The following is a 22,267-nucleotide window of genomic DNA, read 5'->3' on the forward strand; positions in this document are numbered from 1 at the left end:
ATTTATTCCTCATTGTTATTATTGATTCTTTGATTTATACGTTTTAATGTTCCACGTAATGTTTTTGCTTCTCTACCTGTGATAAATGATCTTCCAAGTATATGTTTTGCGATACTTTTTACTATAACCTCTTTATGTTCTGGATAATCTAGCTTTGATATTATGGAATTCATTTGTGTTGTAAGCACTTCTTTATCTTCCATTGTTGTAATGTCAATGCTATCTACAGGATATTCTTTTTTATTCTTGAATATTTCATAAAAAATTATAGAAGCAGCATGTGTAATGTTCATTATGGGATAACTGTCGCTTGTAGGGATACTTACCAAGATGTCACATAGATTAATCTCATCATTTGTAAGTCCGTCACCTTCCCTTCCAAATAATAATGCCACGTTACTGTTCGTGTTGAGAGTTTTTCCCAATTCTTCCGGGGTTATTGGCATTCTTTTAATGTTATGATTGCCGCCGGGACTTCCACTTGTTCCTATAATTGTGGCAATTTTTTTATCTTCAATAAATTCATCTAATGAATCATAAATTAAAGCATTTTCCACAATGTCCTGTGCATGAACTGCTTGGTAATATGAACTTTCATCAAGTTTGCAGGGATTAATCAATACCATTGTATCGAAATCAAAGTTTTTCATGCATCTTGCAAGAAAACCGATATTTCCCGGAGTTTTTGCTTCTACAAATACAGTATAAATTTTCAAATAGAATCACTATATATATTTTTGTAGCATATTTTATTTATTAATTATTGATATGAATTGTTTGATTAAAAAATATTAATATACTACTATTTTAATAATGATAACAATTAAAGATTAAAGTAAAGAATATGGAGGAAAAATATGAATTTCAATGTAAAAAGTTATTCAATCCTGATGATAATAATCGGATTAATAACTATGATATTCCCATTGATTATCCCTACTACTATAAGTGTTATCTTTGGATTATTCTTTATTTTCATAGCTATATTGTCCGTAATATTTGCATATCAGCACTATGAACTCCAGAAAAGTCATGCCATAATAACTTTGATATTTGCAATAATCTTTATAATTATTGGAATATATCTAATTATTAATCCTGGTCTGATTGTGACCATGTTTAGAATAATGCTCTATGCAATGGCTATCATATTAATTGTATCTGGTATATATTCTATAATAGCAGGAATATTCCGGTCATTTACTCTTGGAGGTATTGTAAATATAATATTTGGAGTAATCTCTATTGTAATGGCTTATCTGTTCTCTAATATGGAATATTTAGGAGTCATAGTGGGATTATGGTTCTTAATTTGTGGGATAGTGTCATTATTTGATGATGAGGAATAATGATTTATTCTAATATTAATTTTTTTTGGGGAGGATATGATGTTAATGGTAACAACACCTTCAATTGAAGGAAAAGATGTAAAGCAATACCTTGGTATTGTAACTGGTGAAGGTTTAATCGGTGCAAACGTATATAAGGATATATTTTCAGGAGTACGTGACGTGGTTGGTGGCAGAACATCAACTTATGAAGATCAGCTAAAAAAGGCAAGAGAACTGGCAATGCAGAGTATGATTGAAAAGGCAGAGGATTTAGAGGCTAATGCAATATTGAACGTCAGGGTAAAATATAGTAATCTCGGGGGTACAATGGGAAATACAATTCTTGTAAGTATCACGGGTACTGCCGTAAAATATTAAATTCAATCTTCTTTTTTTGGTCATTTTATATTAAAATTTTTTTTTAAATTTTTGTTAACAGAAAGTTTAATCTAACTGTTCAAAAACTATTTTTTGCATGCCTTCCTTACTATTAGAATAATTAAAAGAATACCACAGTAAATGGGACATGATTTATTTTTTTTGGATAATTATTATATTTAAAACTGCTTATATGAAAGTACTGTATAACTGTCTGATTTTTTATTCTTAATATGGGGTAATTTGGGATTTATCATTGAAAATATTATGAATGGGCACATAGCATCTATAATTAACGGTATTATTAAAAGTTTAATCGAATCGGGACATAACAATAAAAAAAGGATAAAAGTAGGATGTTAAGGGGAATTCAAATATTATAAATTCATTTTTTAATGATTAAATATTCGGTCATTCATATGCTTTGTTAAGTAATTCCATCAGATTAATCACTGATGTCTTGGAGCCTTTCTTCTTAAGGGAATCCCCGATGTTGTATTCACAGAATGGACATATCGTAACAACATAGTCAACGTCCAGTTTGTCAATCATATCTACCTTTTCATCAGCCAAAGCTTCTGCTATCTCAGGTTTTCCTGATTTTACTCCACCACCTGCACCACAGCATTGATCTGGTTTTTCCATCTCAATAAATTCAACGCCCTTAAGTGATTTTAAAATATTTCTAGGTTCTTCGCTAATGTTCTGACTTCTTACCAGGTGACATGGATCATGGTATGTTACCTTGAGATTCAATTCATTCATGTCGTCAGGATTAAGCTTATCCTGTAAAAATTCGCTGATATCCATGACATTCAACTCTACTCCATATTCCGGATAATTGTTTTTAAGTGTTGCTCCACAACCGGCACATACCGTTATGATTGTATCATAATCCTTGAAGATTTCATAGTTCTTCTTGACCAAATCCGGCACGATATCCACTTGGCCTGTTCTTAAAAGCGGTGAACCACAGCATACCTGTCCTTCTGGTATGTCTATGTCTATGCCCAGTTTATCGAAGAGTTTGACCAAATATTCGGCTATCCATGGCAGTTTGTAGTCTATCATACAACCGGTAAATAATGCGACCTTGGCCTTTTTGTCTTCATTATTCTCATGGTACTTTTTAATAAATCCTTCAGGATAATCACTGTTTTCATCAGGTTTAACGGTACGGTTTGTGTTTATAACAGATTCTCTAATTAACTTGTGTGGAGCTAATGGCCCTTCATTTTCATTAAATATTTTTGCTCTCATCAGTTCTATTGCCTTACCGTAGATGTCTATCTCTTTAGGACATGTCTTGGTACATTGACCGCAGGATGTACAGTAATATAACCCTGAATCTATTACTTCCTCATTTCGTGATGTGTCATCTCTTGGATCAAATGAGATATCTGCAAGGTTTCTCATAAAGTATGGTCCGACAAAGGATTCTGTCTTTTTAAGTACTGGACACATTGAAAGACATGAGTAGCAACCTATACAACTTCTTAGCCTGTCGGATTTTTCATAGTCCTCCGGTTTAATCAGTTCAGGCTCACGGCTTGATTCATTGTTTTCATAGCCCAAATAGAGATTTAAGTCACGTACTTCCTCAGAGAAGGGTGCTCTGTCAACAATCAAATCTTTTATTATCTTGAAATCTAATGCTTCTAAGGTATCGTTGTCCTGTATTTCCTCTTTACAGGCTAGCACTGCTTTTTTATTTACCTTTATTGCACATGATCCGCATTGGCCTGCCCTACATGAGTATCTGTAGGCAATATTGGCATCATATTTTTTATTTATTTGATGTAATGCATCAAGCACCTTCATCTTTGGTGTTTTTTCTATTTCATATGATTCCGTGTAATGAAGGTCCTCCACGGGATCATATCTTTTCACATTAACTTTAATCATTAAATATCAATACCCCTTATGAAAAACATTTATATTGTAATCTGTCATTTATAATTATATTGTCGTTTTATAATATAATACTATCTTCTTTATCGGATATATTTTTTTCAATTATTTGCCATTTCAAGTGGTTTTCCACAAAAATATAATTTATAATGCAAGTATCTTACAGAAAATATTCATCGAAGATTTATTTTATATGTAAATTTATTCTGTTTTCAATAATCATATTATTCTTTGAGGTAATATAACTTAAATATTTTATCCTATATAAATATACATATAGAATAATGTTAAAATATTTAAATTTTCAATATAAAGAACAATATTAAAATATTTACTTTTTTCTTTAATAATTGTGTTTAATTATTTATAAGGAGTTATACAATGAAGATAAAAGAATTATTAAGTCCCGAAAAGGGTAACAAGTATTTCATGCTTGGTAATGAAGCAGCAGTACGGGGAGTTCTTGAGTGTGGACTATCCCTTGCAGCTACATATCCCGGTACACCTTCTTCAGAAATAGGGGATATTCTCTATAAAATTGCCAAAAGTGCAAATGTTTATTTTGAATTTTCATCCAATGAAAAAGTTGCAGTGGAAGTGGCAGCTTCAGCTGCAAGTACAGGTCTCAGGACATTTTCATTCATGAAGCATGTGGGTGTAAATGTGGCATCGGATTCATTGATGTCCTCAGCATATATTGGAGTTGAAGGAAGTTTCCTACTACTTATAGCTGATGATCCGTCAACGTTTTCATCACAGAACGAGCAGGATACAAGACACTTTGCAAGACAAGCAAACATACCAATATTTGAGCCGTCAAATCCACAGGAAATCAAGGATTTTATCCATTATGCCTATGACATCTCAGAGGAATATGATTTGCCGGTAATTATAAGAACAACCACCCGTGTATCACACATGCGTGGGGTTGTCGAAACTGATGAATATACAAAAAATACAGTAAATGCCGGTGAATTCAAGAATGAAAGATTACATGTACCTGTGCCTGAAGCAGCACGTGTAATGCATAAAAACCTTGTTGATAAGATTAACGTCTTACGTGAGGTTTCAAATGCATCACCACTTAACAAGTTGGTTGATAACGGTGCCGATGTAGGAATAATTACTTCTGGTGGAGCATATAACTATGTAATTGACGTTGTAAATCAGAACAATCTCAATGTCAACATCCTGAAAATCGGATTTTCACATCCATATCCGGAACAGTTGGTTAAAAAATTCCTGGAAGACAATAAAGAAGTGCTCGTAGTAGAAGAGGTAGACCCTATAAACGAGATTGAAACTTTGGCAATAGCCGGTAAATACAACATAAATACAAAAATACACGGTAAACGTGATGGAACATTATCTGAAATATTTGAATACAATCCAAACATAGTATTTGAAGCTTTACAGAAATTATTGAGCTTTGAAGACAACAGGCCAATGCCAAACAAAAAAACAAGTATTCCATTACCTTCACGGCCTGCAACGCTATGTGCCGGATGTCCACATAGGGCAGCATATTATTCAGCAAGACAGGCAATAAACAGCCTGAATTTGGATGTTGAAAGTATTCATCCATCAGATATCGGCTGTTACACGTTGGGTATAGCACCACCATATAATATGGCTAATTACTTGATGTCAATGGGTGCTAGTGTAGGTACAAGCTGTGGTTTCAGCAAGTCAACAGAAAATCAGCCGATTATCAGTTTCATAGGGGATTCCACATTCTTCCATGCAGGTATACCTCCACTTATCAATGCCATACACAATAAGACAAAGTTTACATTGGTAATACTGGATAATCGTATAACCGCAATGACCGGTGGACAGACAAATCCTGGTATACCTGTCGATGGTATGGGCTTAGAGGCACCGGCCATTTCAATTGAAAAAATCGTCAGGGCAATAGGTGTCGAGTTTGTCGAAGAAATCAATCCACTGAATGTCAATAAGATGATAGAAGTTTATAAGGAAGCATTAAAGTATGACGGGGTATCCGTGATTATCTCAAAATATCCATGTAACCTGATAAATAAGGATGAAATAAGATCTCGAAAATATCATGTTGATGTAAATCAGGATAAATGTATACATTGTAAGAAGTGTATTAGTCAATTAGCATGTCCAAGCATAAACCTGGTTGATGAACAGATAACAATAGATCAAAGTTGTATTAAATGTGGCGTATGTATAGAGGTATGTCCGGTTGATGCAATATACAAGAGGGAGTAGTTACAATGACATATAATATTTATATCTGTGGAATAGGTGGACAGGGAATCATAAAGACCTCCATCGTTATAGGACAAACCGCACTTAAAGAAAACCAGCATGTTGTAATGAGTGAAATACATGGTATGAGTCAACGTGGTGGGGTAGTATCAACGGAACTCAAGATAGGTGATGATGAAAGTCCTATCATTCAGGAAGGCGGAGCTGATTTAATACTGGCATTTGAACCGGTTGAAGCAGTTCGTGCTCTGGAAAAATCAAATGGCGATACAACTGTAGTCGTCAATACTTCAATTGTACTTCCTTCAACCATTAATCAGCAGGATGTTGATTATCCTGATGTTGATGATATCATCAGTGAACTTGAATCAAAAGTGGCATCAGTTCATCCAATGGATGCTAATAAAATAGCCCAAACTGCTGGTCATCCACTATCCATGAACATGGCAATGTTGGGTGCCGTTACGGCAATAGATACCTTCCCATTATCAAAGGATGATATTATTGAAACGATGAAGGAAAACTTACCTCCAAAGTCTATTGAAATTAACCTCAAAGCCTTTGAAATGGGTTATGATGCCTGTCGTAAATAGATGATTAACTCATCTAAAACATTTTTTTTTAATAATATTTTTCCTTTTTTGTCATATGAATGATGTATCCAGTTAATCGTTCAAAAAAAAGAGTTTTCTTAAAATTTTGTTCAAAAAAAAGGGTTTTTGGGGTTTAGATGGAATATATTTCATCAGGACAAAGTATCTTTGCATTTCCTTCTTTTAATACTTTTAATCCTTCATCCATATCTTCTAATCTTAGGATTACTATTGCTTCATAGGTCTGTTGTTCAACGAATGCATATAAGTATTCAAGGTTAATGTCGTTTATACTTAATAACCTAAGAATCTGATTTAATCCTCCAGGTTCATCATTAATAGCAACAGGAATTACATCTGTTATTTTAACGATGAAATCATGTTTTTCCAGTTCTTCCTTAACTTTTAATGGATCTGACACTATTAATCTTAAAATTCCAAATTCAGATGTGTCTGCTATAGATAATGCACGTATGTTGATATTCAATTCCTCAATAATATCTAATGTATGTAACATTCTTCCTTCTTTGTTTTCAAGAAAGATTGATAATTGTTTTAAGTATTCCATTTGCATACCTCGTTTTATTTGTTTCTGTTGTCTATTACTCTTACGGCTTTTCCTGCATCTACCCTGTCAATGGTTTTGGGTTCTACAAGAGTTACATTTACTCTTAAACCAATTTCGTCATGTATGGCTTCTGCTAATTTGTCACGAATACCCACCAATTCTTTAATGTTATCAAAGAATATGTCGGGGGATGCTTCAACTTTAACTTCTATCTGGTCTAAGTTATCCGGTCTTGTAAGTATAATCTGATAATGTGGTTCTACACCTTTAATGGAAAGTAATGCCTTTTCAATCTGTGAAGGGAATACACTTACTCCTTTGATTTTAAGCATGTCATCGGTTCTACCTGTAATTTTGGACATTTTTACAAGTGTTCTTCCACAGCCACATTTTGTATGTTTTATACTGGTCACATCATGCGTTCTGAATCTGATTATAGGCATTCCGATACGTGTTAATGTGGTAAGTACCAGTTCACCGCTTTGGCCTTCAGGGATATGCTTCAATGTTTTTGAGTCGATTATTTCAGGATAGAAATGATCTTCATATAGGTGTAGTCCATTCTGCTGTTCACATTCCATTGCAACTCCAGGACCCATCACTTCCGTTAATCCATATATGTTATAGGCCGGCACTTCAAATTTTTCTTCAATGCTCTGTCTCATCTGGTCGGTCCAGCTTTCTGATCCAAAACCTATTACTTTAAGATTTAAATCTGATGGCTTAATGCCCATTTCATCCAATTCTTCCGCTATGTGTAATCCATAGGATGGAGTGAATATCAGCATCGTTGTACCGAAGTCTTTCATAAGCTCAATTTGCCTGAGTGTTTGACCGGTTGATATTGGTATAACCGTTGCACCGATTTTTTGTCCACCGTAGTGAACTCCAAATCCGCCTGTAAATAATCCGTATCCATGAGTGTTCTGTACTATGTCATTTTCACCGATACCCATCATTGTCATTCCACGAGCCATTACTTCTGCCCATATATCAAGGTCTTCAGCGGTATAACCGGATACTGTAGGTTTTCCTGTAGTACCACTTGAGGTGTGTATCTCAACGATATCTTTCTGATCTACGGCAAATAATCCGAAGGGATATGATGCTCTTAGGTCTGTTTTGGTTGTGAACGGTAATTTTTCAATATCATCTAAAGTTTGAATATCCTCTGGGTATACCTCTGCTTCGCTATATCTTTTATGATAATATGGTACTTTGTTAAATGCTTTCGTAACTACATCCTGTAATCTTTTTAATTGTAATTCCTGCATGTCTTCACGTGACATACATTCGATTTCTTCATCCCATATCATTAATATTAAACTTCCTTTTTAATAAATAATAATTATTTATATACGAGGTTATTATTAATTTTTTTTATGAAAACCTTTTTTCATCTTTGATGGCAATCGGGGATAATACGGTTATTTCTTAATCAGTATGTCAAAAGAAATAATTTTCATTAGTAAAATGATGTAAATTTGTTAAAAAAAAAGAAAAGGGATATTGAAATTAGAATGGTAATGTCGTGTAGAATCTCTTGTTATAACATCTATTCCAATTAACAATATTTCCAAATGAATTTGAATTTGAAGTCAAGTCACAGTCATGCCAAGCACCGTTGACGTATACCTGTGCCCATACGTGACCTGTTACCAGACCACTTCTAAAGTAACATGTAGCATGAGCATACCTTGCCGGTATTCCTGCAGCTCTACATACTGCAACCATCAGGTTTGCCATATCACAACAGTTACCTGCCTTTCTGTTCCATGTTCCAAGTGCACCATATCTGGTGTTTGCATAGTAATCATAACTTGTCTTTTGATTCAAGTAGCTGAATATTGCCTTTGCCTGTGCCAGGGTGGTTGTTTTTCCACTTATTAATGATTTTGCCAAGTTTTGTATGACGCTGTTGTATACCTGGCAATTTGAGGCACTGGTTGTAATGTATGGTTTTAAGGCACTGTTTTGTGTTAGTGTCGTGTTTTTTCCTGTTAGAGTTTGTGTTTCAAGTTTTAGTTTAGCGGATGTCGTACTTGCCTGGTATTGTATATATCCGCTGTATGTTGCTGTTATCGTGTATGCTGATTTGCTTAAACTTTTTGGAATGGTGTATGATATACTTGCAATTCCACTTTTAACGGTAGCTTTACCTATTGTAAGTCCGTTTAATTTAAATACTACAGTACCGCCGTTTAATGCTGCAGAACCACTTTTTACAGTGGCTTTGACAGTTATGCTTTTACCTGCGGAACTTGTAATATCACTTACGCTTGTTGTTGTTTTTTGAAGTGCTAGAACTTTAAGTGTACTTGATGCTTTTGATGAAGTTAACGCACCTGTACCGCTGTAGGTTGCAGTTATCGTATATGAACTTTTGGTGAAGGATGTAGGTATAGTGTAATTTATAGCTGCTCCTCCATTTACAACCTTGCTTGTTCCTATTGATAGTCCATTTAATTTAAAGACTACACTTCCACCGTGTGCATATGCACCTGTTTTGTCTTTAACAACTGCCAGTATTCTTACTTTTGATCCTTCAATACCAGTTAAATCTTTAAGTGTGGTTGTTGAGGAACTTTTTGTTATTTTAAGAGTACCTTTTGCAGTTGATGATGAATATCTGCTTGTAGCACCGAATACTACACTTGTAGTATATGTGCCTGCAGAATATCCTGGTATTTTATAACTTAATGATGCTTTACCATTTGTTACGTTAGCCTGGCCGATAGTTTTACCGTTTATTTTAAAGACTACAAGACCCTTTGGAACATATTTTGAACCGGATGCTACTGTTGCCTTTAAAAGTATGGTATCTGTACTACTTGCAGTAATTGAATTGATTGCTACTTGTGTAGAATCAAGTTTACTGCTTGTTTTTATATTGCTTGTAGTTTTTTGGATACCTGTGGTACTGTCGGCTTTATTATCATCTTCGGAATCTGCTGTAGTAACATTCGTTACTGTATTTGAGTTGGTAGTACTTGCTGAAGATGATGCTGAGTTGGTAGTAATCGCTGTGTTTGTGTTAGTTTCTGTATTTGTTGTAGAATGGGTTGCTTGAATATCATTTGATATTGTATCTGATGTAATTGTGCTGTCATCAGTGTCTATTGCACTTACTGAACTAATTAATAAAATGGTTGCACATATTAAGATTATTGTACCAAAATAACCCTTAATTATAAAACCTCCTTATTAATATAAATTGGTTATATTTATAGTCGAATCATAATTTTTTTGTTCGACTTGTATATATCATTACTATTTCATAGTATATAAATATTTTTTTTAAATAATACATATTATCGTGTTTTTAAAGGATTGGATAATTATTATTACTTATTTAAACTTTATATATCCTATATAATTGAGTTAAACTTTATGATATAATTTTTACATAAGTATTATTATTCTTTTATTGCTGTTGTTTTTTTATCTTTATCTATTGATTAACAGAGCATATTAAAGTTCTACATACTTTAACAGTGTTGATGTGGATTTTTTGATATTTTTTTAAAATAATATTTAATTATCTGTCTTATTGTCATTAAAGGATTATGCCTTATTCATTATTTTATTTTAATTGATGGGCTATTTGGATAAAAACGGGGAATATCCTTCTTATTTGTATAAATTGAAGCTTAAATCGGGATTTTGTATTTTTTTAACAAAAGTTTTTTTAGTGTGATGTTTACTTGAGTTTTTTTGAGCAACTGTTTAAACACGCTAATCAGTTTTTATTTATTTTTTACATTTAATTCAAGACTACAGAATGGGCTATATTTTAAAAATAGCTTTTGAGAAAAAATGAGTAAAAGGGTGGGGGAGAGTTATTCGGGGTATAGTTTTGCAAATGAATGTAGGAAGAAGAACAATGAGAACGATTCCAGAATTGCTGATATTATACTTCCAAATGTCGGTGCTAAATTTAGGATGAAAATTATATTTGCAATTACTATACTAATAATTATTATCAATAGTAGAAATTCCAGGTACTTGATTATTCCTATTTTTTTTATAATCTTTAACATACGCATTATGTTAAATGATTGTTTATAATCTTCATTTGCATTTAAGTCAATTTTACTTATCGTACATATTGAAAAGAGTATTACAACTACTATTATGAATATTATCAAAGACATTTTAAGGCTGTTGGCTGTATCTACAATTGCCATATCCGGAAGTGATCCCATAATCTCAAATATGCTTATTTCCTCGGTAGTTGTTATCATGTCTGACATAAATGTGGGAATCTCATCAATTCTTTGAAATAGTCCTGTAGGTATTGACAGTATTGTTGATATTATTAATGCCAATATAAGGTAATATGATTCAAGTATTGTATCCTGCAAGGCTTCCTTTATTGATTCATCAAAGCTTATCTTTGGTGCTCCTTTCTTTTTATTGAGTAGGTGAAATATTATTTGCAGGCTTATTCCAAGAACAATTAATGGTATGATTAAACATGCTACTATGAAAATTATGTTCGTTGTAATATCTAAATTATGTGAGTGTAAAAAGTATTCATGAGTAAATTCTGAGATTAGAAACAGAATTGTTACTATTATAAAATACTTGTAGTTTTTTATTGGAAATAGGAGGGATTCTTTAATAATTTCCTTGTTTTTCATTTTTTTCCATTCCCCTTTTTTTATTATTTAATATGTATTTCCTTTTAAATTATTATTTTTATTGTTCATATCTTTCTTAATTCATGATATCAAACAGTATATGTGCAGTATCATTATCATTTTTCATTCAACAGGTATTGCATTAATTATCATACCTTTTATCTACCGTAATTCTTGGTAGATTATATATGGGCGTTATAATATTCACTTCTAAAAATAAGTATTTGCCTGGTTTATACTGGATGGTATATTAATTAGCTTTGGTTGACATAAAGTATATATACTAATCGATAGTAAGAAATAAAATATCAAAACAAAACAGTATAGATGTGATATATATGACTGATGAAACACTAACCTACGATGATATTAAGGAATATGAACATTTATTTACCATGGCACCACCATTCGTACTGGAACTGATGATAAAAAGAAATGTCAATCTGGTAGATAAGTTCCGTCCAACGATTGCAAAGTATCTGCAAGAGTTAACGCCACAGCAAAAACAGAAACTAAATCATGTATTATGTGCCGATACTGAAAGACTTCAAAAGTTAATGTTTCTTGCATATAAGAAAACAGGTAAAAAACAGTATTATACATTGGCAAATCCTGCAAACAGGAACTTTGTAGAAATGAACATAAATGGAATCAGGCAATTGGCGGATTTCTGATTTAAAAATGCATTGATTTAAAAAAAGTATAAAAGAGGGGTTTAGTTGATGTTGATGTTTACTTTTTCTTCATCCTCTTCAGCTTCTTGGCCTTCCTGAGTCTCTTCTTCTTTTTCATCATCTTTTTTATCATTAACAAATTCCAATACCTTATTTATTAATATGTAATCACCAAAACCGGTAATTTCATCCTGTTCTATTTCAGCCTCTTCGGTCTTGGTAAATGATGATGTTTTGCTAAGAAGTAATGAAGTAATCTCTTGCTTGTCGATGTCAATGTTGATTCCAGAAACTTTTCCACTTTCATTTCCGTTGCAGTCAAGGACTTTTTTACCTATGATTTCACTGCTTTTGACATGGTTTTCTTCACTTTGAGGTATTTTTTCCATGGTATTTTCCATAAGATCTTCTTTAGTTACAGATACCTGCAAGTAATCTCCTATGGCCATTATGTCTTCCGGTTTGATGTCATGATATTTTTTACTGATTGGATTTCCTGTTGAACCGTAAATACCTGTTAATTTAAATGTTTTAGTATCAAATGTCATTTCAGCGATTTTTCCTACTTCTTTAACGTTTTTGTCTATGATTTTCTTTCCGACAATTTCATTAGTTTTCATATTCTTTACCTCATATTTATTATTTTTATGATTATAATTATTTGTTAATTATTCTTATTATATAATGTTTTTGATAGTTGTTTTCTTATAAATTTGCAGAAATATTATGATATGTATTATAAATATTGCTTAAATTCACTTATTGTAAGCAATGGCTCGAAGATGATGCCTCTTTCTTCAAAGGTCTTTTTTGCTCCCTCTTCACGGTCCACTATTACGAATGCCTTGATGATGTTTCCGCCGTTGTCCTCTATCACATCAATAGCTTTGAGTAGAGATCCTCCGGTAGTCGTAACGTCTTCTACAATGATTACATTGTCATTTTCATCCAGTTGGCCTTCAATTTGTTTGGATGTACCGTATGATTTCTTTTCTTTTCTAATCATAAGCATTGGCTTTTTTGATATTAAGGATGTTGCCGTAGCTATAGGTACAGCTCCAAGAGCAGGTCCTGCTATCTTGTCAATACTGTCATCTATACTTTCAGTAATCATGTAGGCTACGCATTCCAGTATTTCCGGTTCGGTAATTGCCTTTTTCATGTCAACGTAGTAATCACTTTTTTTACCTGATGAGAGTGTAAAGTCACCAAATTTAATTACATCATTTCCCTTTAGTAATTCTATCAGTTTATTTTTATAATCAGTCATAATATCACCTTTAATTATCTTCGTGTATTTGTTTGCCGTTTATATGATAATGGTTATATGAAACTTTTTTCAAAGGATTTTCTAATTAATATCATGTCCCCTATCCTGCTAACTTCTTCAAATGGAATTTTAATCTCTTCAGAAGATTTTCTACGTCCCTTATTCTTTACTATTATCAACGATTCTATTGCATTCGCCGCGGTGTCAATTTCAATATCCACAACTTTTCCTATCGTCATGGCTTCGCCATTCACCACTTCTTTATTAATAATGTCATTTATGATTCTCATTTAAATCACTTTATCCAATCTATATATTAATTATTTTTTTTATTAATTATATTATAATGTTTTCATCTTTTTATATTACTTTGAAATAATAGTAATATATGAATAGAAATATATTTTTTCAAGCAAATATAAATATAATTTCCATGGAGTGTTATGATGAAGGTATATAACTTAGACGCATCCGCATTAATAAACGGTTTTTATATGAAGGACTGCTTGAATATCATGGTCTCATCAGCCGTCGGTGAAATAAAGGACATCAATGCCGAAATATTATTAAATAATTGTATCAATGAGGGAATACTTAAGATAGAATCTGTTGATGATGAACAGTACTCTAAACTGGATGAAGTGCTGTTGGATTCCGGTGACAATATGAGACTGTCCCAGACAGACAGGGATGTTGTTGCATTAAGCCTTAAATACAAGTCCCTTGGCCATGATGTTATCACAGTCAGTGACGACTATTCCATGCAGAACGTTTTGAAATTGCTGAACCTTGAATTTAGGGGTGTATATACACAGGGAATAAAGGAAACCATCTCCTGGCAGAAAATATGCAAAGGTTGTCGTAAGAAGTACCCCGGAGATACGAAGCTAACCGAGTGTGACATCTGCGGTTCACCGATTATCAGAAAACGGGTTAATTCCCACAGAAACTATTAGGAAGTATGATTAAACATGACATTGGATATTGGAGTGATTGTACACGGTCCAGGTATTATTGACTCTGGATGTGCACTAAGAATAATTGACATATTGTCTACGATGGGCAACGTATCCTGCAGATTGGGCGGTACCATGGGTAGAACCGCGGTAATTGATGCATCCCTGGAGGATGTCATAGACATCTCACGAAAACTGCTTCCCAGCCAATCCATTCGCTTAATGGCAGAGGACAATGACGTACTGTTTTTATTAAACTATGGGAAAAATCAGGTAACCGGCCACACATTCGGCTATAAGGTTTATACCAATTCAAACTGTAATGCAAGGCTAATTCAAATCGAAAGACCCGCCGAAGAGGACGGGGTTATAATAGCCTGGTCGGATGAGATTGATGATGAATTTTTACTTGAAGTTTCTAATAGATTAAGATTGCCAATTATATCATCGGATATGGCAAAAAGGATTGCCTGTGACGAATCAAACATCGACGATGACAACTCCGTAATAAAACGCAAGGTGGCAGGCGTGGCACCCGGAGAGAACGTCATGATGAATGGCGTCATAATAGGAAGAGTAACAGATGAATCTCTTGTCATAACGGCCAAAAATAATCGGATAATAAACATGGACGGGGGAGTAATCAAAGAACATGGCCTTGAAAAGCTGGGAAAAGTGGACCTTAAAAAGGCAATAATAAAAACGGGACTTTTAAGAAAGTCAGATAACGTCACTCCCCGAATCATCAAACATGAACAATCCCTTAAACAGACGGCGGTATATCTTGATCATGCAGCGGAGGACATTTACAAATACAATAAAAACAGTGTAATCGTAAGTGTGGGTGATGACACGACACTTCTTTCATCAGATATACTATACAGGTTTGAAGTACCAGTAATCGGCATAACCGACGGTGATTTGGATAAGGTGGTTGAAAAATCATTTAAGATGGACGACTCATTAATCATACAGTTGGAGTCCGGCTGGGATGATATAATCGGCAGAAAGATATTTGATGAAATCTTTGACGAAAATCAAATAATCACCATAGACTCGATTGATTCATTGAAGGATGAAATAATATCGCTTATCAATCAAACGGATGTCGAATATCACATAGTTGAAAATCAATTATCATAAAAAGTTTTAAGTAATGTAATATAAAGATTATCATAGAATTTAGAATTATTATCTTGGAGGTATAAATTTGGATTTTGATGCAATAGTCGAGTCAATCAAGACATTCAAGGGCGTTACCAGAAAGCATTCCATAGCTGATGTTCGTGAAAGCTTGAAAGATGTCTATAACATATCGGGTGATGTTTATCTGGCATTCGGTGATGATGCGGCTGCCATAGATATTGGAAATAAACAGCTGATGCTTTTGGCAACTGACGGTATATGGGGGGCCCTGATGGATATTGACCCATGGTGGTCCGGTTACTGCTCGGTACTTGTTAACGTAAATGATATTGCAGCCATGGGGGGACTTCCTATGGGTATGACCAACGTATTGTCCAGCAGTGATGACGAAGTCACAAAGCAAATCATGGATGGAATCAAGGAGGGAGTTAAAAAATTTGGAGTGCCTATGGTGGGCGGTCACACTCATCCGGATACCCCATATAATGCATTGGATGTAGCCATCAGCGGTATTGTGGATAAGGATGCGGTAATTGCCAGTTGCGGTGCAAAGGATGATGACGATGTTATAGTGGCAATTGATTTGGATGGACAGGTATATCCGGGTACCGAGATTAACTGGGATACGACAAGTGACAAGTCCCCGGAGTATGTCCAGCAACAGATACTGATAATGAATACGCTTGGAAAAAGACATCTGGTCAATGCCGCTAAGGATATCAGTAATCCCGGCATAGTAGGTACACTGGGAATGCTTCTTGAGGCATCTAGTATGGGTGCTGATATCGACATGGAATTAATTCCAAAGCCGGATGATATGGATTGGATTAAATGGTTTATGATGTATCCCGGTTCTGCATTTGTCATTACCTGTGATAGCCGAAACACTGATGAGGTTTTGGATTTATTAAACAGCGTTAATATAACGGCTAGTTGTATTGGAAAGGTAAATGATAGCCGTAAGTTAACAATGAAATACAAGGACGAAAAAAGATGCGTCTTTGATTTTAACAGTGAAATTATAATGGGTTTTTCTGAGGATAAATAATAGTTTAACCTCCTTTTTTATTTATTTGCTTCTTTTTATCATATTTTTTCTTTTATGAATTCTTCTCAAATTTTTAAAACATATTTTTTTTCATGAATAATCTGTTGACAGCTATGACTATAATACTCTTTTTAGAAATTAATTAATATTATAAAATTCAAAGATTAAAACATAGGAATTACTTCATAAAATTTCTAATAAAATATGATAATGTTATACAGTATCATATGTCGAGGCGAGAAAATGCAAGTTAAAATCAATGGAGTTGAAATGGAATTAAAGGCTGGTTCAACCGTTGAAGATGCTATTAAACAAGCTAATGCTCCATATGTTAGTGGCTGTGCAGTTTCATTAATTGAAGCAAGAGAAGAACTTGAAAGTCATGTAAACAAGTATAAGATAATCACGACCAAGGGAAGTATCATTATCGAACTTGTCGATGACCTGACGTACATCACTAACTTTTGGAAGAATCACTACAGTGACTTCGCATCTACACTAATTAGGTGGACGACATCTAATGAAGTGGCAATGGGGGCTGTCGTAACAGACCTGGAGCCATCCCATGATGAATACCTATACAACAGGTGGGATGTAATATTAAGTTTATCCGGTTTTTCCAACGAAGCAACCCACATACTCTTTTCAAAATCAAAACACAGGGCCATATATGGAGTTCCTGATGAGAATAGGGGAGTATTTGCCACGGTTGTCGGTGGTAAAAGGACCGTGTTAAATCTTAAGAACACCGATAATATCGTTGGCATAGAACCTGTCATCGAAAGAAAAAGCGTAGTGAAAACAGCATCCGGTACTGACTTATCAACTCCGCTTAAGCAAGGAAATGAGCTATATACTTATATTGAAGTTGAAGCCAATCAAGAGGCACCGCGATCATTTGAACATTTTCTTAAAATCATAGAGGATGGTACAATTGACGTTGACTATGAATCGGAAAGTTTCATTGGAAACTTCGACTTACGCGGACTGGAAAAAGACTCTGAAATAATTGAAAAAAGAAAACGTGGAACCGTCACGTTAAGAAATCAGGGATACGGTGTTGGTAGCGTATACCTATACAGAGAAAATAGGGTATCCTCACCGGCACATAACGTGGTAGGCTACATTACAAAGGGTATGCAACTATTGGATACCGTCGAGGAAAATGAAAAATTAACAGTAAAGACTAATCCCGAAAAGATATCCACGGTGGCAATGACTCAACTTGAAGCCGATGAATACCTGTCCTCATTAAACATTGAACATACCCGTGATGGATTAACTGATGATGAGGCAATCATTGTGGCACAAAATCCATTGTATACCGTTGATGTAACCCATAGCGGTAAGATCAGTACACTCGGTGTTCCCAAGGAGGACTTCGTTGAAATCGAATTATACGAGGATGAATCTCCAAGTTCCGTATGGTACTTTAGAAAAATTACAGGACTTCTGGATGGGGATGTAGGACACATACAGGTTGACATGGCAATTAAGGAGATGGATATCATAATGTTCAAGGCCGTCAATAAGGAGGCCAAGGGTTTGATTCCTGAGAAGTTGCCTGATGGAGTGGTACATGCATGGGATATATGTGTAAGTAACACTGCATGTAAGCACGTGGGTAATATCGGAATCAGATTCGTTGACAACACCGAATTCGGTCCGACTGGAGAATCATTCAACAGTACAAATGTTATAGGTAGAGTTGTAGCCGGATGTGAAAACTTCAAAGGATTTAAGGAAGGAGACACAGTATATGTCAGAGAAAAATAATGATATAGATAATGAATTCTGTCATATTCCAATGGGTGATGGAACATACAGGGATTCTGATCAAAAAGATAAAATTACTCGTATGATTATATTGGGACCTGGTTGTTCAGTAAGTTCAAAGGAATTATTAAATTTCCTGCACATGCTTGAATTGCCTATAAATATTCGTTTGACCTGTTATGGTGCTAATCTAAACGGGTATCCTGACTTGGTAATGGAAGCTGTGGAAAAGGCTAGGGAACTTGACCCTAATCATATATTTATTAAATTCAGGGGATTTCCACCGGGCGATCCTAGAAGATGTAGGGCTAAACGTGGAGGAGCAAGAGAGGGCTTCCATCAAATAGAGGCCGAGTATAAACTACTGCCAGATGTCAGTGTTGCTCTGGAAAATCCAAGACATGTTGATTTAAATCCTCCAAAAAAAGTGGAATTGGATGAATTTATTGATATAGTAAACCAATACGATAAAAACAAGCAATAGATATTATCGACAATAATCTAAAAATTGATTAGCTAAAAAAATAACTTTACAAGTCAACAATCGCTCATGATGAATTTTATAAGATTGAATAAATTAACAAATAGGAATTAGAGGTTATATTATGAAAGTTGCAATATTTCCACCTAACTCTATGATATTAGCAGATATGATAGTTAGAAGTGGACATGAACCGTTGGTTGTTCAAAAACAGATGCAAAAAAAGGTTACAAGTCCTGATTTGGATGCACCTCCTTTCAACATGACAGAAAATGATCCGATAGATGGATTAAAGTATGCTGCTATAGAAGTGCCGTCAGGTGTTCGTGGACGTATGTCACTGTTTGGTCCAATTATAGAAGAAGCTGAAGCTGCAATTATAATGAACGAAGCACCATATGGTTTCGGATGTGTAGGATGTGCAAGATCATCAGAATTAACAGTATTCTCGCTAAGAAGAAAGGATATTCCAGTACTGGAATTGGATTATCCTACCTCACGTGATGATACAATAGAAATGGTACATAAGATAAACACCTTTTTAGACATGCTAAAAGATAAGGAGGATGACGCGGATGATTAAAATCGCACAATTATCCTGTGGAACAGAATACAGTGGAGTTCAAAAAGAAATAGAAAAGGCCGCTGAGACCTTTGGTGCACAGATGGTCATGCCCGATGTAAACCTTGATGACATTGACGAGGCATATGAAAAGTTCGGCTTAAGCTGTGCAAGTTCAAGTTTAAAACTAATGATTGCAAGGGCAATGAGTCTGGTTGAAGGAAAAAACGAGGCCGACGCCGTATTTATATGTACATGTTTCAGATGTGCAGAGGCCGCCATAGCAAGAAACGAAGTACGTAGGCTTATTCAAAACTATACTGACCTGCCTGTGGTAACATACTCATTCACCGAAAAGACAAAGGCATCAGAACTGTTTATCCGTATGGAAGCACTCACAACAATCGTCGCAAGAAAAAGCGTACTTGCACGTGAAAAACAGGAAGGACTGACCCTCGGTATAGACAGCGGTTCTACCACAACAAAGGTAGCACTGATGGAAAATAATGAGATAATCGGTACCGGATGGGTAAAAACAGGAGATATCATAGGCTGTGCAAATGACGGTATAGCACAGGCACTGGAAGGAACCGATTATAAACTGGATGATATAGAGGCAATTGGTACAACAGGTTACGGCCGTATGACCATAGGTAAGGATATGGGTGCAAAACTCATACAGGAAGAAATATCAGTTAACAGTAAGGGAGCCGTATACCTGGCAGATGCACAGAAAGGTGAGGCAACTGTACTGGATATAGGTGGTATGGATAACAAGGTCATTACAGTAAACAACGGTATACCTGATAACTTTACCATGGGAGGTATCTGTGCCGGAGCTTCAGGTCGTTTCCTCGACATGACCAGTGGCAGGTTAGGCGTTGACATAACCGAACTTGGGCCTCTCGCACAACAGGGAAACTATAGAAACGCCGTTCTAAACAGTTACTGTATCGTATTTGGTATACAGGATTTGGTAACTTCCCTTGCAGGAGGAGCATCCAAGGAGGATGCCGCAAGTGCCGCATGTTATTCAGTGGCAGAACAGGTATATGAACAACAACTGCAGGAAATTGACGTACGTGAACCATTGATTCAGGTAGGTGGAACTTCCCTTATAGCAGGACTTGTGGATGCCGTACAGGATATCCTTGGTGGTATTGATATAGTCGTACCGGAGTATTCCCAGTATATTGGGGCTGTAGGTGCTGCAATGCTAGTATCAGGACTTAAGGATTCAGATGTCGATGACAGTAAGAGATTCTAATAAGAGGTTTTATAAATGTATGTGGAATGTTATGATGAAGTAGGTGCACAGGTTTATGATACACTACTTAGACATACACTTCAAGACTTGAAATTAGCTCGTGCAATTAATGCAATAAAAATCTTCATAGATCCGCGTGAAGCATTATTTATAGGAGTTGTAAAATTAGAAAAAGCATCACAACCGGTATATCTTGATGATATAGCCTCCTATAAAATGGATAATGATGTACTAAAGATTGTGGTTGAAGATGAAAACTACATCCCTAACCTACTCAAAGCACTATGGACCAGTGAAGGTCGTCAAAATGTCAACCAGCCTGACAGATATAAAATGGAAGTGACCAATCCACAATTGGATCCTAAAAATTTCATAGTGCATGACCCTTCAGAGGAACTAAAAAGAAAGGTCTATGATGCATTATTCAGGGTAATGCCTGAAGGATTCAGAATGACTAGAAATGCCAGTGAGGATAATCTGATATGCATCATGAGTAGTGATGAAATCATAGACGTAAAATGGGATAAGAAATTTAATGAAGTAATAGAAGAAGTTAGAAATGCATAATTCTAACAATATAATTAGGGGGTTAAATATGAGTGATAAGAGAATGAGTCGTTTTGCTCATATTACAAAGGCACATCCTTGCTTTAATGAAAAGATACATGATAAAGTTGGACGAATTCATATTCCAATAGCTCCAAATTGCAATATCCAATGCGGATTCTGTACAAGAAAACTCAATGATACGGAAAAAAGGCCGGGAGTGGCATCATGTATAATGAGTGTTGATGAAGCTATAGAACATATCAGACAAACTACCGAAAAAATGCCCATAAATGTGGTTGGAGTGGCCGGTCCCGGAGATTCACTATGCAGTGAAGATACATTGAAACTCTTCGAAAGAGTAAAAGAGGAATTTCCTGATTTGATATTGTGCATGAGTACAAATGGACTTCTTGTACCGGAATATGCCGATAAGATAGCCCAGGCGGGAGTAAAAACGGTGACCATTACCATAAATGCTGTTGATGCCGACATCGGCGTACAGATATATGATGACATAGTATATCATGGAAAGATGTACCATGGCAGAGAAGGATTTGAGATACTTCTTAAAAACCAACTCAAAGGTATTGAAATGCTTTCACAAAGGGGCGTGGTGGTTAAGGTAAACAGTGTACTTATACCGGGCGTAAACGATAAGCACATAAAAGAAATAGCCAAAGTGGTAAAATCCAAGGGTGCAGCCATAATGAATGTATTACCTTTAATTCCATTAAACAAATTCAAAGACCTGGAAAAACCAGGCTGTGGCATGTTAAGTACGGTCCGATCAGAAGTAGAGGAGATTATTCCAATATTCCGTGCATGTACCCAGTGTAGGGCAGACGCATTCGGAATACCCGGATCAAAACAGCA

General features: G+C 35.1%; 25 protein-coding genes and 1 pseudogene (1 of these 26 cut by a window edge). 16 read left to right on the forward strand and 10 right to left on the reverse strand.

Features of this window, described 5'->3' with window-relative positions:
- Positions 1–2 precede the first annotated feature (2 nt).
- Positions 3–716: an RNA methyltransferase gene (locus tag AW729_RS10790; protein ID WP_112125126.1), complete on the reverse strand. Its 714-nt coding sequence runs from the start codon at positions 714–716 to the stop codon at positions 3–5.
- A gap of 141 nt (positions 717–857) precedes the next feature.
- Here AW729_RS10790 and AW729_RS10795 point away from each other — a divergent pair, with 141 nt between their 5' ends.
- Positions 858–1,349, forward strand: a complete 492-nt coding sequence (locus tag AW729_RS10795; protein WP_112125127.1) for a DUF308 domain-containing protein — start codon at positions 858–860, stop codon at positions 1,347–1,349.
- Between the two features lie 39 nt (positions 1,350–1,388).
- Positions 1,389–1,709: a YbjQ family protein gene (locus AW729_RS10800; RefSeq protein ID WP_112125128.1), complete on the forward strand. Its 321-nt coding sequence runs from the start codon at positions 1,389–1,391 to the stop codon at positions 1,707–1,709.
- Positions 1,710–2,120: 411 nt separating this feature from the next.
- Here AW729_RS10800 and tfrB read toward each other — a convergent pair whose 3' ends face one another.
- Positions 2,121–3,614 (reverse strand): fumarate reductase (CoM/CoB) subunit TfrB, encoded by a 1,494-nt coding sequence (tfrB, locus tag AW729_RS10805; RefSeq protein WP_112125129.1) that lies wholly within the window; start codon positions 3,612–3,614, stop codon positions 2,121–2,123.
- 387 nt (positions 3,615–4,001) lie between these two features.
- On the opposite strand from tfrB, the gene iorA reads away from it, so the two are divergent.
- Together iorA and AW729_RS10815 are read left to right on the forward strand one after the other, a co-directional pair.
- Positions 4,002–5,861, forward strand: coding sequence for an indolepyruvate ferredoxin oxidoreductase subunit alpha (iorA, locus tag AW729_RS10810; RefSeq protein WP_112125130.1), 1,860 nt, complete (start codon positions 4,002–4,004; stop codon positions 5,859–5,861).
- Positions 5,862–5,866: 5 nt separating this feature from the next.
- A complete protein-coding gene (locus AW729_RS10815) occupies positions 5,867–6,454 on the forward strand; it encodes an indolepyruvate oxidoreductase subunit beta (RefSeq protein ID WP_112125131.1) in 588 nt (195 codons plus the stop codon).
- Positions 6,455–6,587: 133 nt separating this feature from the next.
- Here AW729_RS10815 and AW729_RS10820 read toward each other — a convergent pair whose 3' ends face one another.
- The 4 genes and pseudogenes from AW729_RS10820 to AW729_RS11800 all read right to left on the reverse strand — a co-directional run.
- Positions 6,588–7,028 carry an acetolactate synthase gene (locus tag AW729_RS10820; RefSeq protein ID WP_112125132.1) on the reverse strand — a complete coding sequence of 147 codons (441 nt, stop codon included), beginning with the start codon at positions 7,026–7,028 and terminating at the stop codon, positions 6,588–6,590.
- Between the two features lie 8 nt (positions 7,029–7,036).
- Positions 7,037–8,338, reverse strand: coding sequence for a phenylacetate--CoA ligase family protein (locus AW729_RS10825; protein WP_112125133.1), 1,302 nt, complete (start codon positions 8,336–8,338; stop codon positions 7,037–7,039).
- Positions 8,339–8,537: 199 nt separating this feature from the next.
- Positions 8,538–8,924 (reverse strand): transglutaminase family protein, encoded by a 387-nt coding sequence (locus AW729_RS11355; protein WP_162685912.1) that lies wholly within the window; start codon positions 8,922–8,924, stop codon positions 8,538–8,540.
- A gap of 186 nt (positions 8,925–9,110) precedes the next feature.
- A pseudogene (locus AW729_RS11800) lies at positions 9,111–9,617 on the reverse strand (hypothetical protein); the annotation flags it as partial.
- On the opposite strand from AW729_RS11800, the gene AW729_RS11565 reads away from it, so the two are divergent.
- On the forward strand, positions 9,529–9,717 hold the full coding sequence (locus AW729_RS11565; RefSeq protein ID WP_236951236.1) for a hypothetical protein: 189 nt from the start codon (positions 9,529–9,531) through the stop codon (positions 9,715–9,717). The pseudogene AW729_RS11800 and the gene AW729_RS11565 sit on opposite strands and share 89 nt — an antisense overlap.
- 120 nt (positions 9,718–9,837) lie before the next feature.
- Complete coding sequence (locus AW729_RS11570; protein WP_236951237.1) at positions 9,838–10,092, forward strand: hypothetical protein; 255 nt, start codon at positions 9,838–9,840, stop codon at positions 10,090–10,092.
- A gap of 769 nt (positions 10,093–10,861) precedes the next feature.
- Here AW729_RS11570 and AW729_RS10840 read toward each other — a convergent pair.
- Positions 10,862–11,665: a DUF4013 domain-containing protein gene (locus AW729_RS10840; protein ID WP_112125135.1), complete on the reverse strand. Its 804-nt coding sequence runs from the start codon at positions 11,663–11,665 to the stop codon at positions 10,862–10,864.
- A 338-nt stretch (positions 11,666–12,003) separates the two neighbouring features.
- On the opposite strand from AW729_RS10840, the gene AW729_RS10845 reads away from it, so the two are divergent.
- Complete coding sequence (locus tag AW729_RS10845) at positions 12,004–12,339, forward strand: hypothetical protein (protein WP_112125136.1); 336 nt, start codon at positions 12,004–12,006, stop codon at positions 12,337–12,339.
- Between the two features lie 41 nt (positions 12,340–12,380).
- Here the strand turns inward: AW729_RS10845 and AW729_RS10850 are convergent, their stop codons facing one another.
- From AW729_RS10850 to AW729_RS10860, 3 genes are all read right to left on the reverse strand, one after another.
- Positions 12,381–12,959 (reverse strand): PRC-barrel domain-containing protein, encoded by a 579-nt coding sequence (locus AW729_RS10850; RefSeq protein ID WP_112125137.1) that lies wholly within the window; start codon positions 12,957–12,959, stop codon positions 12,381–12,383.
- Positions 12,960–13,075: 116 nt separating this feature from the next.
- Positions 13,076–13,609, reverse strand: coding sequence for an orotate phosphoribosyltransferase (pyrE, locus tag AW729_RS10855; RefSeq protein ID WP_112125138.1), 534 nt, complete (start codon positions 13,607–13,609; stop codon positions 13,076–13,078).
- Between the two features lie 53 nt (positions 13,610–13,662).
- Positions 13,663–13,899, reverse strand: a complete 237-nt coding sequence (locus tag AW729_RS10860; protein WP_112125139.1) for a PRC-barrel domain-containing protein — start codon at positions 13,897–13,899, stop codon at positions 13,663–13,665.
- Between the two features lie 156 nt (positions 13,900–14,055).
- Here AW729_RS10860 and AW729_RS10865 point away from each other — a divergent pair, with 156 nt between their 5' ends.
- The 9 genes from AW729_RS10865 to AW729_RS10905 form a co-directional block, all read left to right on the forward strand.
- A complete protein-coding gene (locus AW729_RS10865) occupies positions 14,056–14,565 on the forward strand; it encodes a ribonuclease VapC (protein ID WP_162685914.1) in 510 nt (169 codons plus the stop codon).
- A gap of 21 nt (positions 14,566–14,586) precedes the next feature.
- Entirely contained in the window at positions 14,587–15,708 is a 1,122-nt protein-coding gene (locus tag AW729_RS10870; RefSeq protein WP_112125294.1) for a DUF2117 domain-containing protein, read from the forward strand.
- Positions 15,709–15,775: 67 nt separating this feature from the next.
- Positions 15,776–16,759, forward strand: a complete 984-nt coding sequence (locus tag AW729_RS10875; RefSeq protein WP_112125141.1) for a methanogenesis marker 2 protein — start codon at positions 15,776–15,778, stop codon at positions 16,757–16,759.
- Positions 16,760–17,002: 243 nt separating this feature from the next.
- Positions 17,003–18,535, forward strand: a complete 1,533-nt coding sequence (locus tag AW729_RS10880; protein WP_112125142.1) for a methanogenesis marker 3 protein — start codon at positions 17,003–17,005, stop codon at positions 18,533–18,535.
- Positions 18,519–19,019: a methanogenesis marker 6 protein gene (locus AW729_RS10885; RefSeq protein ID WP_394339561.1), complete on the forward strand. Its 501-nt coding sequence runs from the start codon at positions 18,519–18,521 to the stop codon at positions 19,017–19,019. Before AW729_RS10880 ends, AW729_RS10885 begins: the two co-directional genes overlap by 17 nt.
- Before the next feature lie 118 nt (positions 19,020–19,137).
- Positions 19,138–19,599: a methanogenesis marker 5 protein gene (locus tag AW729_RS10890; RefSeq protein ID WP_236951285.1), complete on the forward strand. Its 462-nt coding sequence runs from the start codon at positions 19,138–19,140 to the stop codon at positions 19,597–19,599.
- Positions 19,592–20,845 (forward strand): methanogenesis marker 15 protein, encoded by a 1,254-nt coding sequence (locus tag AW729_RS10895; protein WP_112125146.1) that lies wholly within the window; start codon positions 19,592–19,594, stop codon positions 20,843–20,845. The genes AW729_RS10890 and AW729_RS10895 overlap by 8 nt, the downstream gene beginning before the upstream one ends.
- A 15-nt stretch (positions 20,846–20,860) precedes the next feature.
- Positions 20,861–21,412: a methanogenesis marker 17 protein gene (locus tag AW729_RS10900; RefSeq protein ID WP_112125148.1), complete on the forward strand. Its 552-nt coding sequence runs from the start codon at positions 20,861–20,863 to the stop codon at positions 21,410–21,412.
- Positions 21,413–21,440: 28 nt separating this feature from the next.
- A protein-coding gene (locus AW729_RS10905) for a radical SAM protein (protein WP_112125150.1) crosses the window boundary here: on the forward strand, positions 21,441–22,267 show its 5' portion. The gene runs 40 nt beyond the window's last position; the window shows 827 of its 867 coding nt (coding positions 1–827); the start codon lies at positions 21,441–21,443; its stop codon lies off the right edge, out of view.

The organism is Methanosphaera sp. BMS, from assembly GCF_003268005.1.
Classification (GTDB): domain Archaea; phylum Methanobacteriota; class Methanobacteria; order Methanobacteriales; family Methanobacteriaceae; genus Methanosphaera.

Coding starts and splice junctions, on each gene's coding strand:
- pyrE (WP_112125138.1), bottom strand. CDS start 13,609: ATGACTGATTATAAAAATAAACTGATAGAATTACTAAAGGGAAATGAT.
- AW729_RS10840 (WP_112125135.1), bottom strand. CDS start 11,665: ATGAAAAACAAGGAAATTATTAAAGAATCCCTCCTATTTCCAATAAAA.
- AW729_RS10895 (WP_112125146.1), top strand. CDS start 19,592: ATGATTAAAATCGCACAATTATCCTGTGGAACAGAATACAGTGGAGTT.
- tfrB (WP_112125129.1), bottom strand. CDS start 3,614: ATGATTAAAGTTAATGTGAAAAGATATGATCCCGTGGAGGACCTTCAT.
- AW729_RS10820 (WP_112125132.1), bottom strand. CDS start 7,028: ATGCAAATGGAATACTTAAAACAATTATCAATCTTTCTTGAAAACAAA.
- AW729_RS11570 (WP_236951237.1), top strand. CDS start 9,838: ATGGTATCTGTACTACTTGCAGTAATTGAATTGATTGCTACTTGTGTA.
- AW729_RS10845 (WP_112125136.1), top strand. CDS start 12,004: ATGACTGATGAAACACTAACCTACGATGATATTAAGGAATATGAACAT.
- AW729_RS10880 (WP_112125142.1), top strand. CDS start 17,003: ATGCAAGTTAAAATCAATGGAGTTGAAATGGAATTAAAGGCTGGTTCA.
- AW729_RS10815 (WP_112125131.1), top strand. CDS start 5,867: ATGACATATAATATTTATATCTGTGGAATAGGTGGACAGGGAATCATA.
- AW729_RS10865 (WP_162685914.1), top strand. CDS start 14,056: ATGAAGGTATATAACTTAGACGCATCCGCATTAATAAACGGTTTTTAT.
- AW729_RS10900 (WP_112125148.1), top strand. CDS start 20,861: ATGTATGTGGAATGTTATGATGAAGTAGGTGCACAGGTTTATGATACA.
- AW729_RS10800 (WP_112125128.1), top strand. CDS start 1,389: ATGTTAATGGTAACAACACCTTCAATTGAAGGAAAAGATGTAAAGCAA.
- AW729_RS10795 (WP_112125127.1), top strand. CDS start 858: ATGAATTTCAATGTAAAAAGTTATTCAATCCTGATGATAATAATCGGA.
- AW729_RS10885 (WP_394339561.1), top strand. CDS start 18,519: ATGTCAGAGAAAAATAATGATATAGATAATGAATTCTGTCATATTCCA.
- AW729_RS10825 (WP_112125133.1), bottom strand. CDS start 8,338: ATGATATGGGATGAAGAAATCGAATGTATGTCACGTGAAGACATGCAG.
- iorA (WP_112125130.1), top strand. CDS start 4,002: ATGAAGATAAAAGAATTATTAAGTCCCGAAAAGGGTAACAAGTATTTC.
- AW729_RS10860 (WP_112125139.1), bottom strand. CDS start 13,899: ATGAGAATCATAAATGACATTATTAATAAAGAAGTGGTGAATGGCGAA.
- AW729_RS10850 (WP_112125137.1), bottom strand. CDS start 12,959: ATGAAAACTAATGAAATTGTCGGAAAGAAAATCATAGACAAAAACGTT.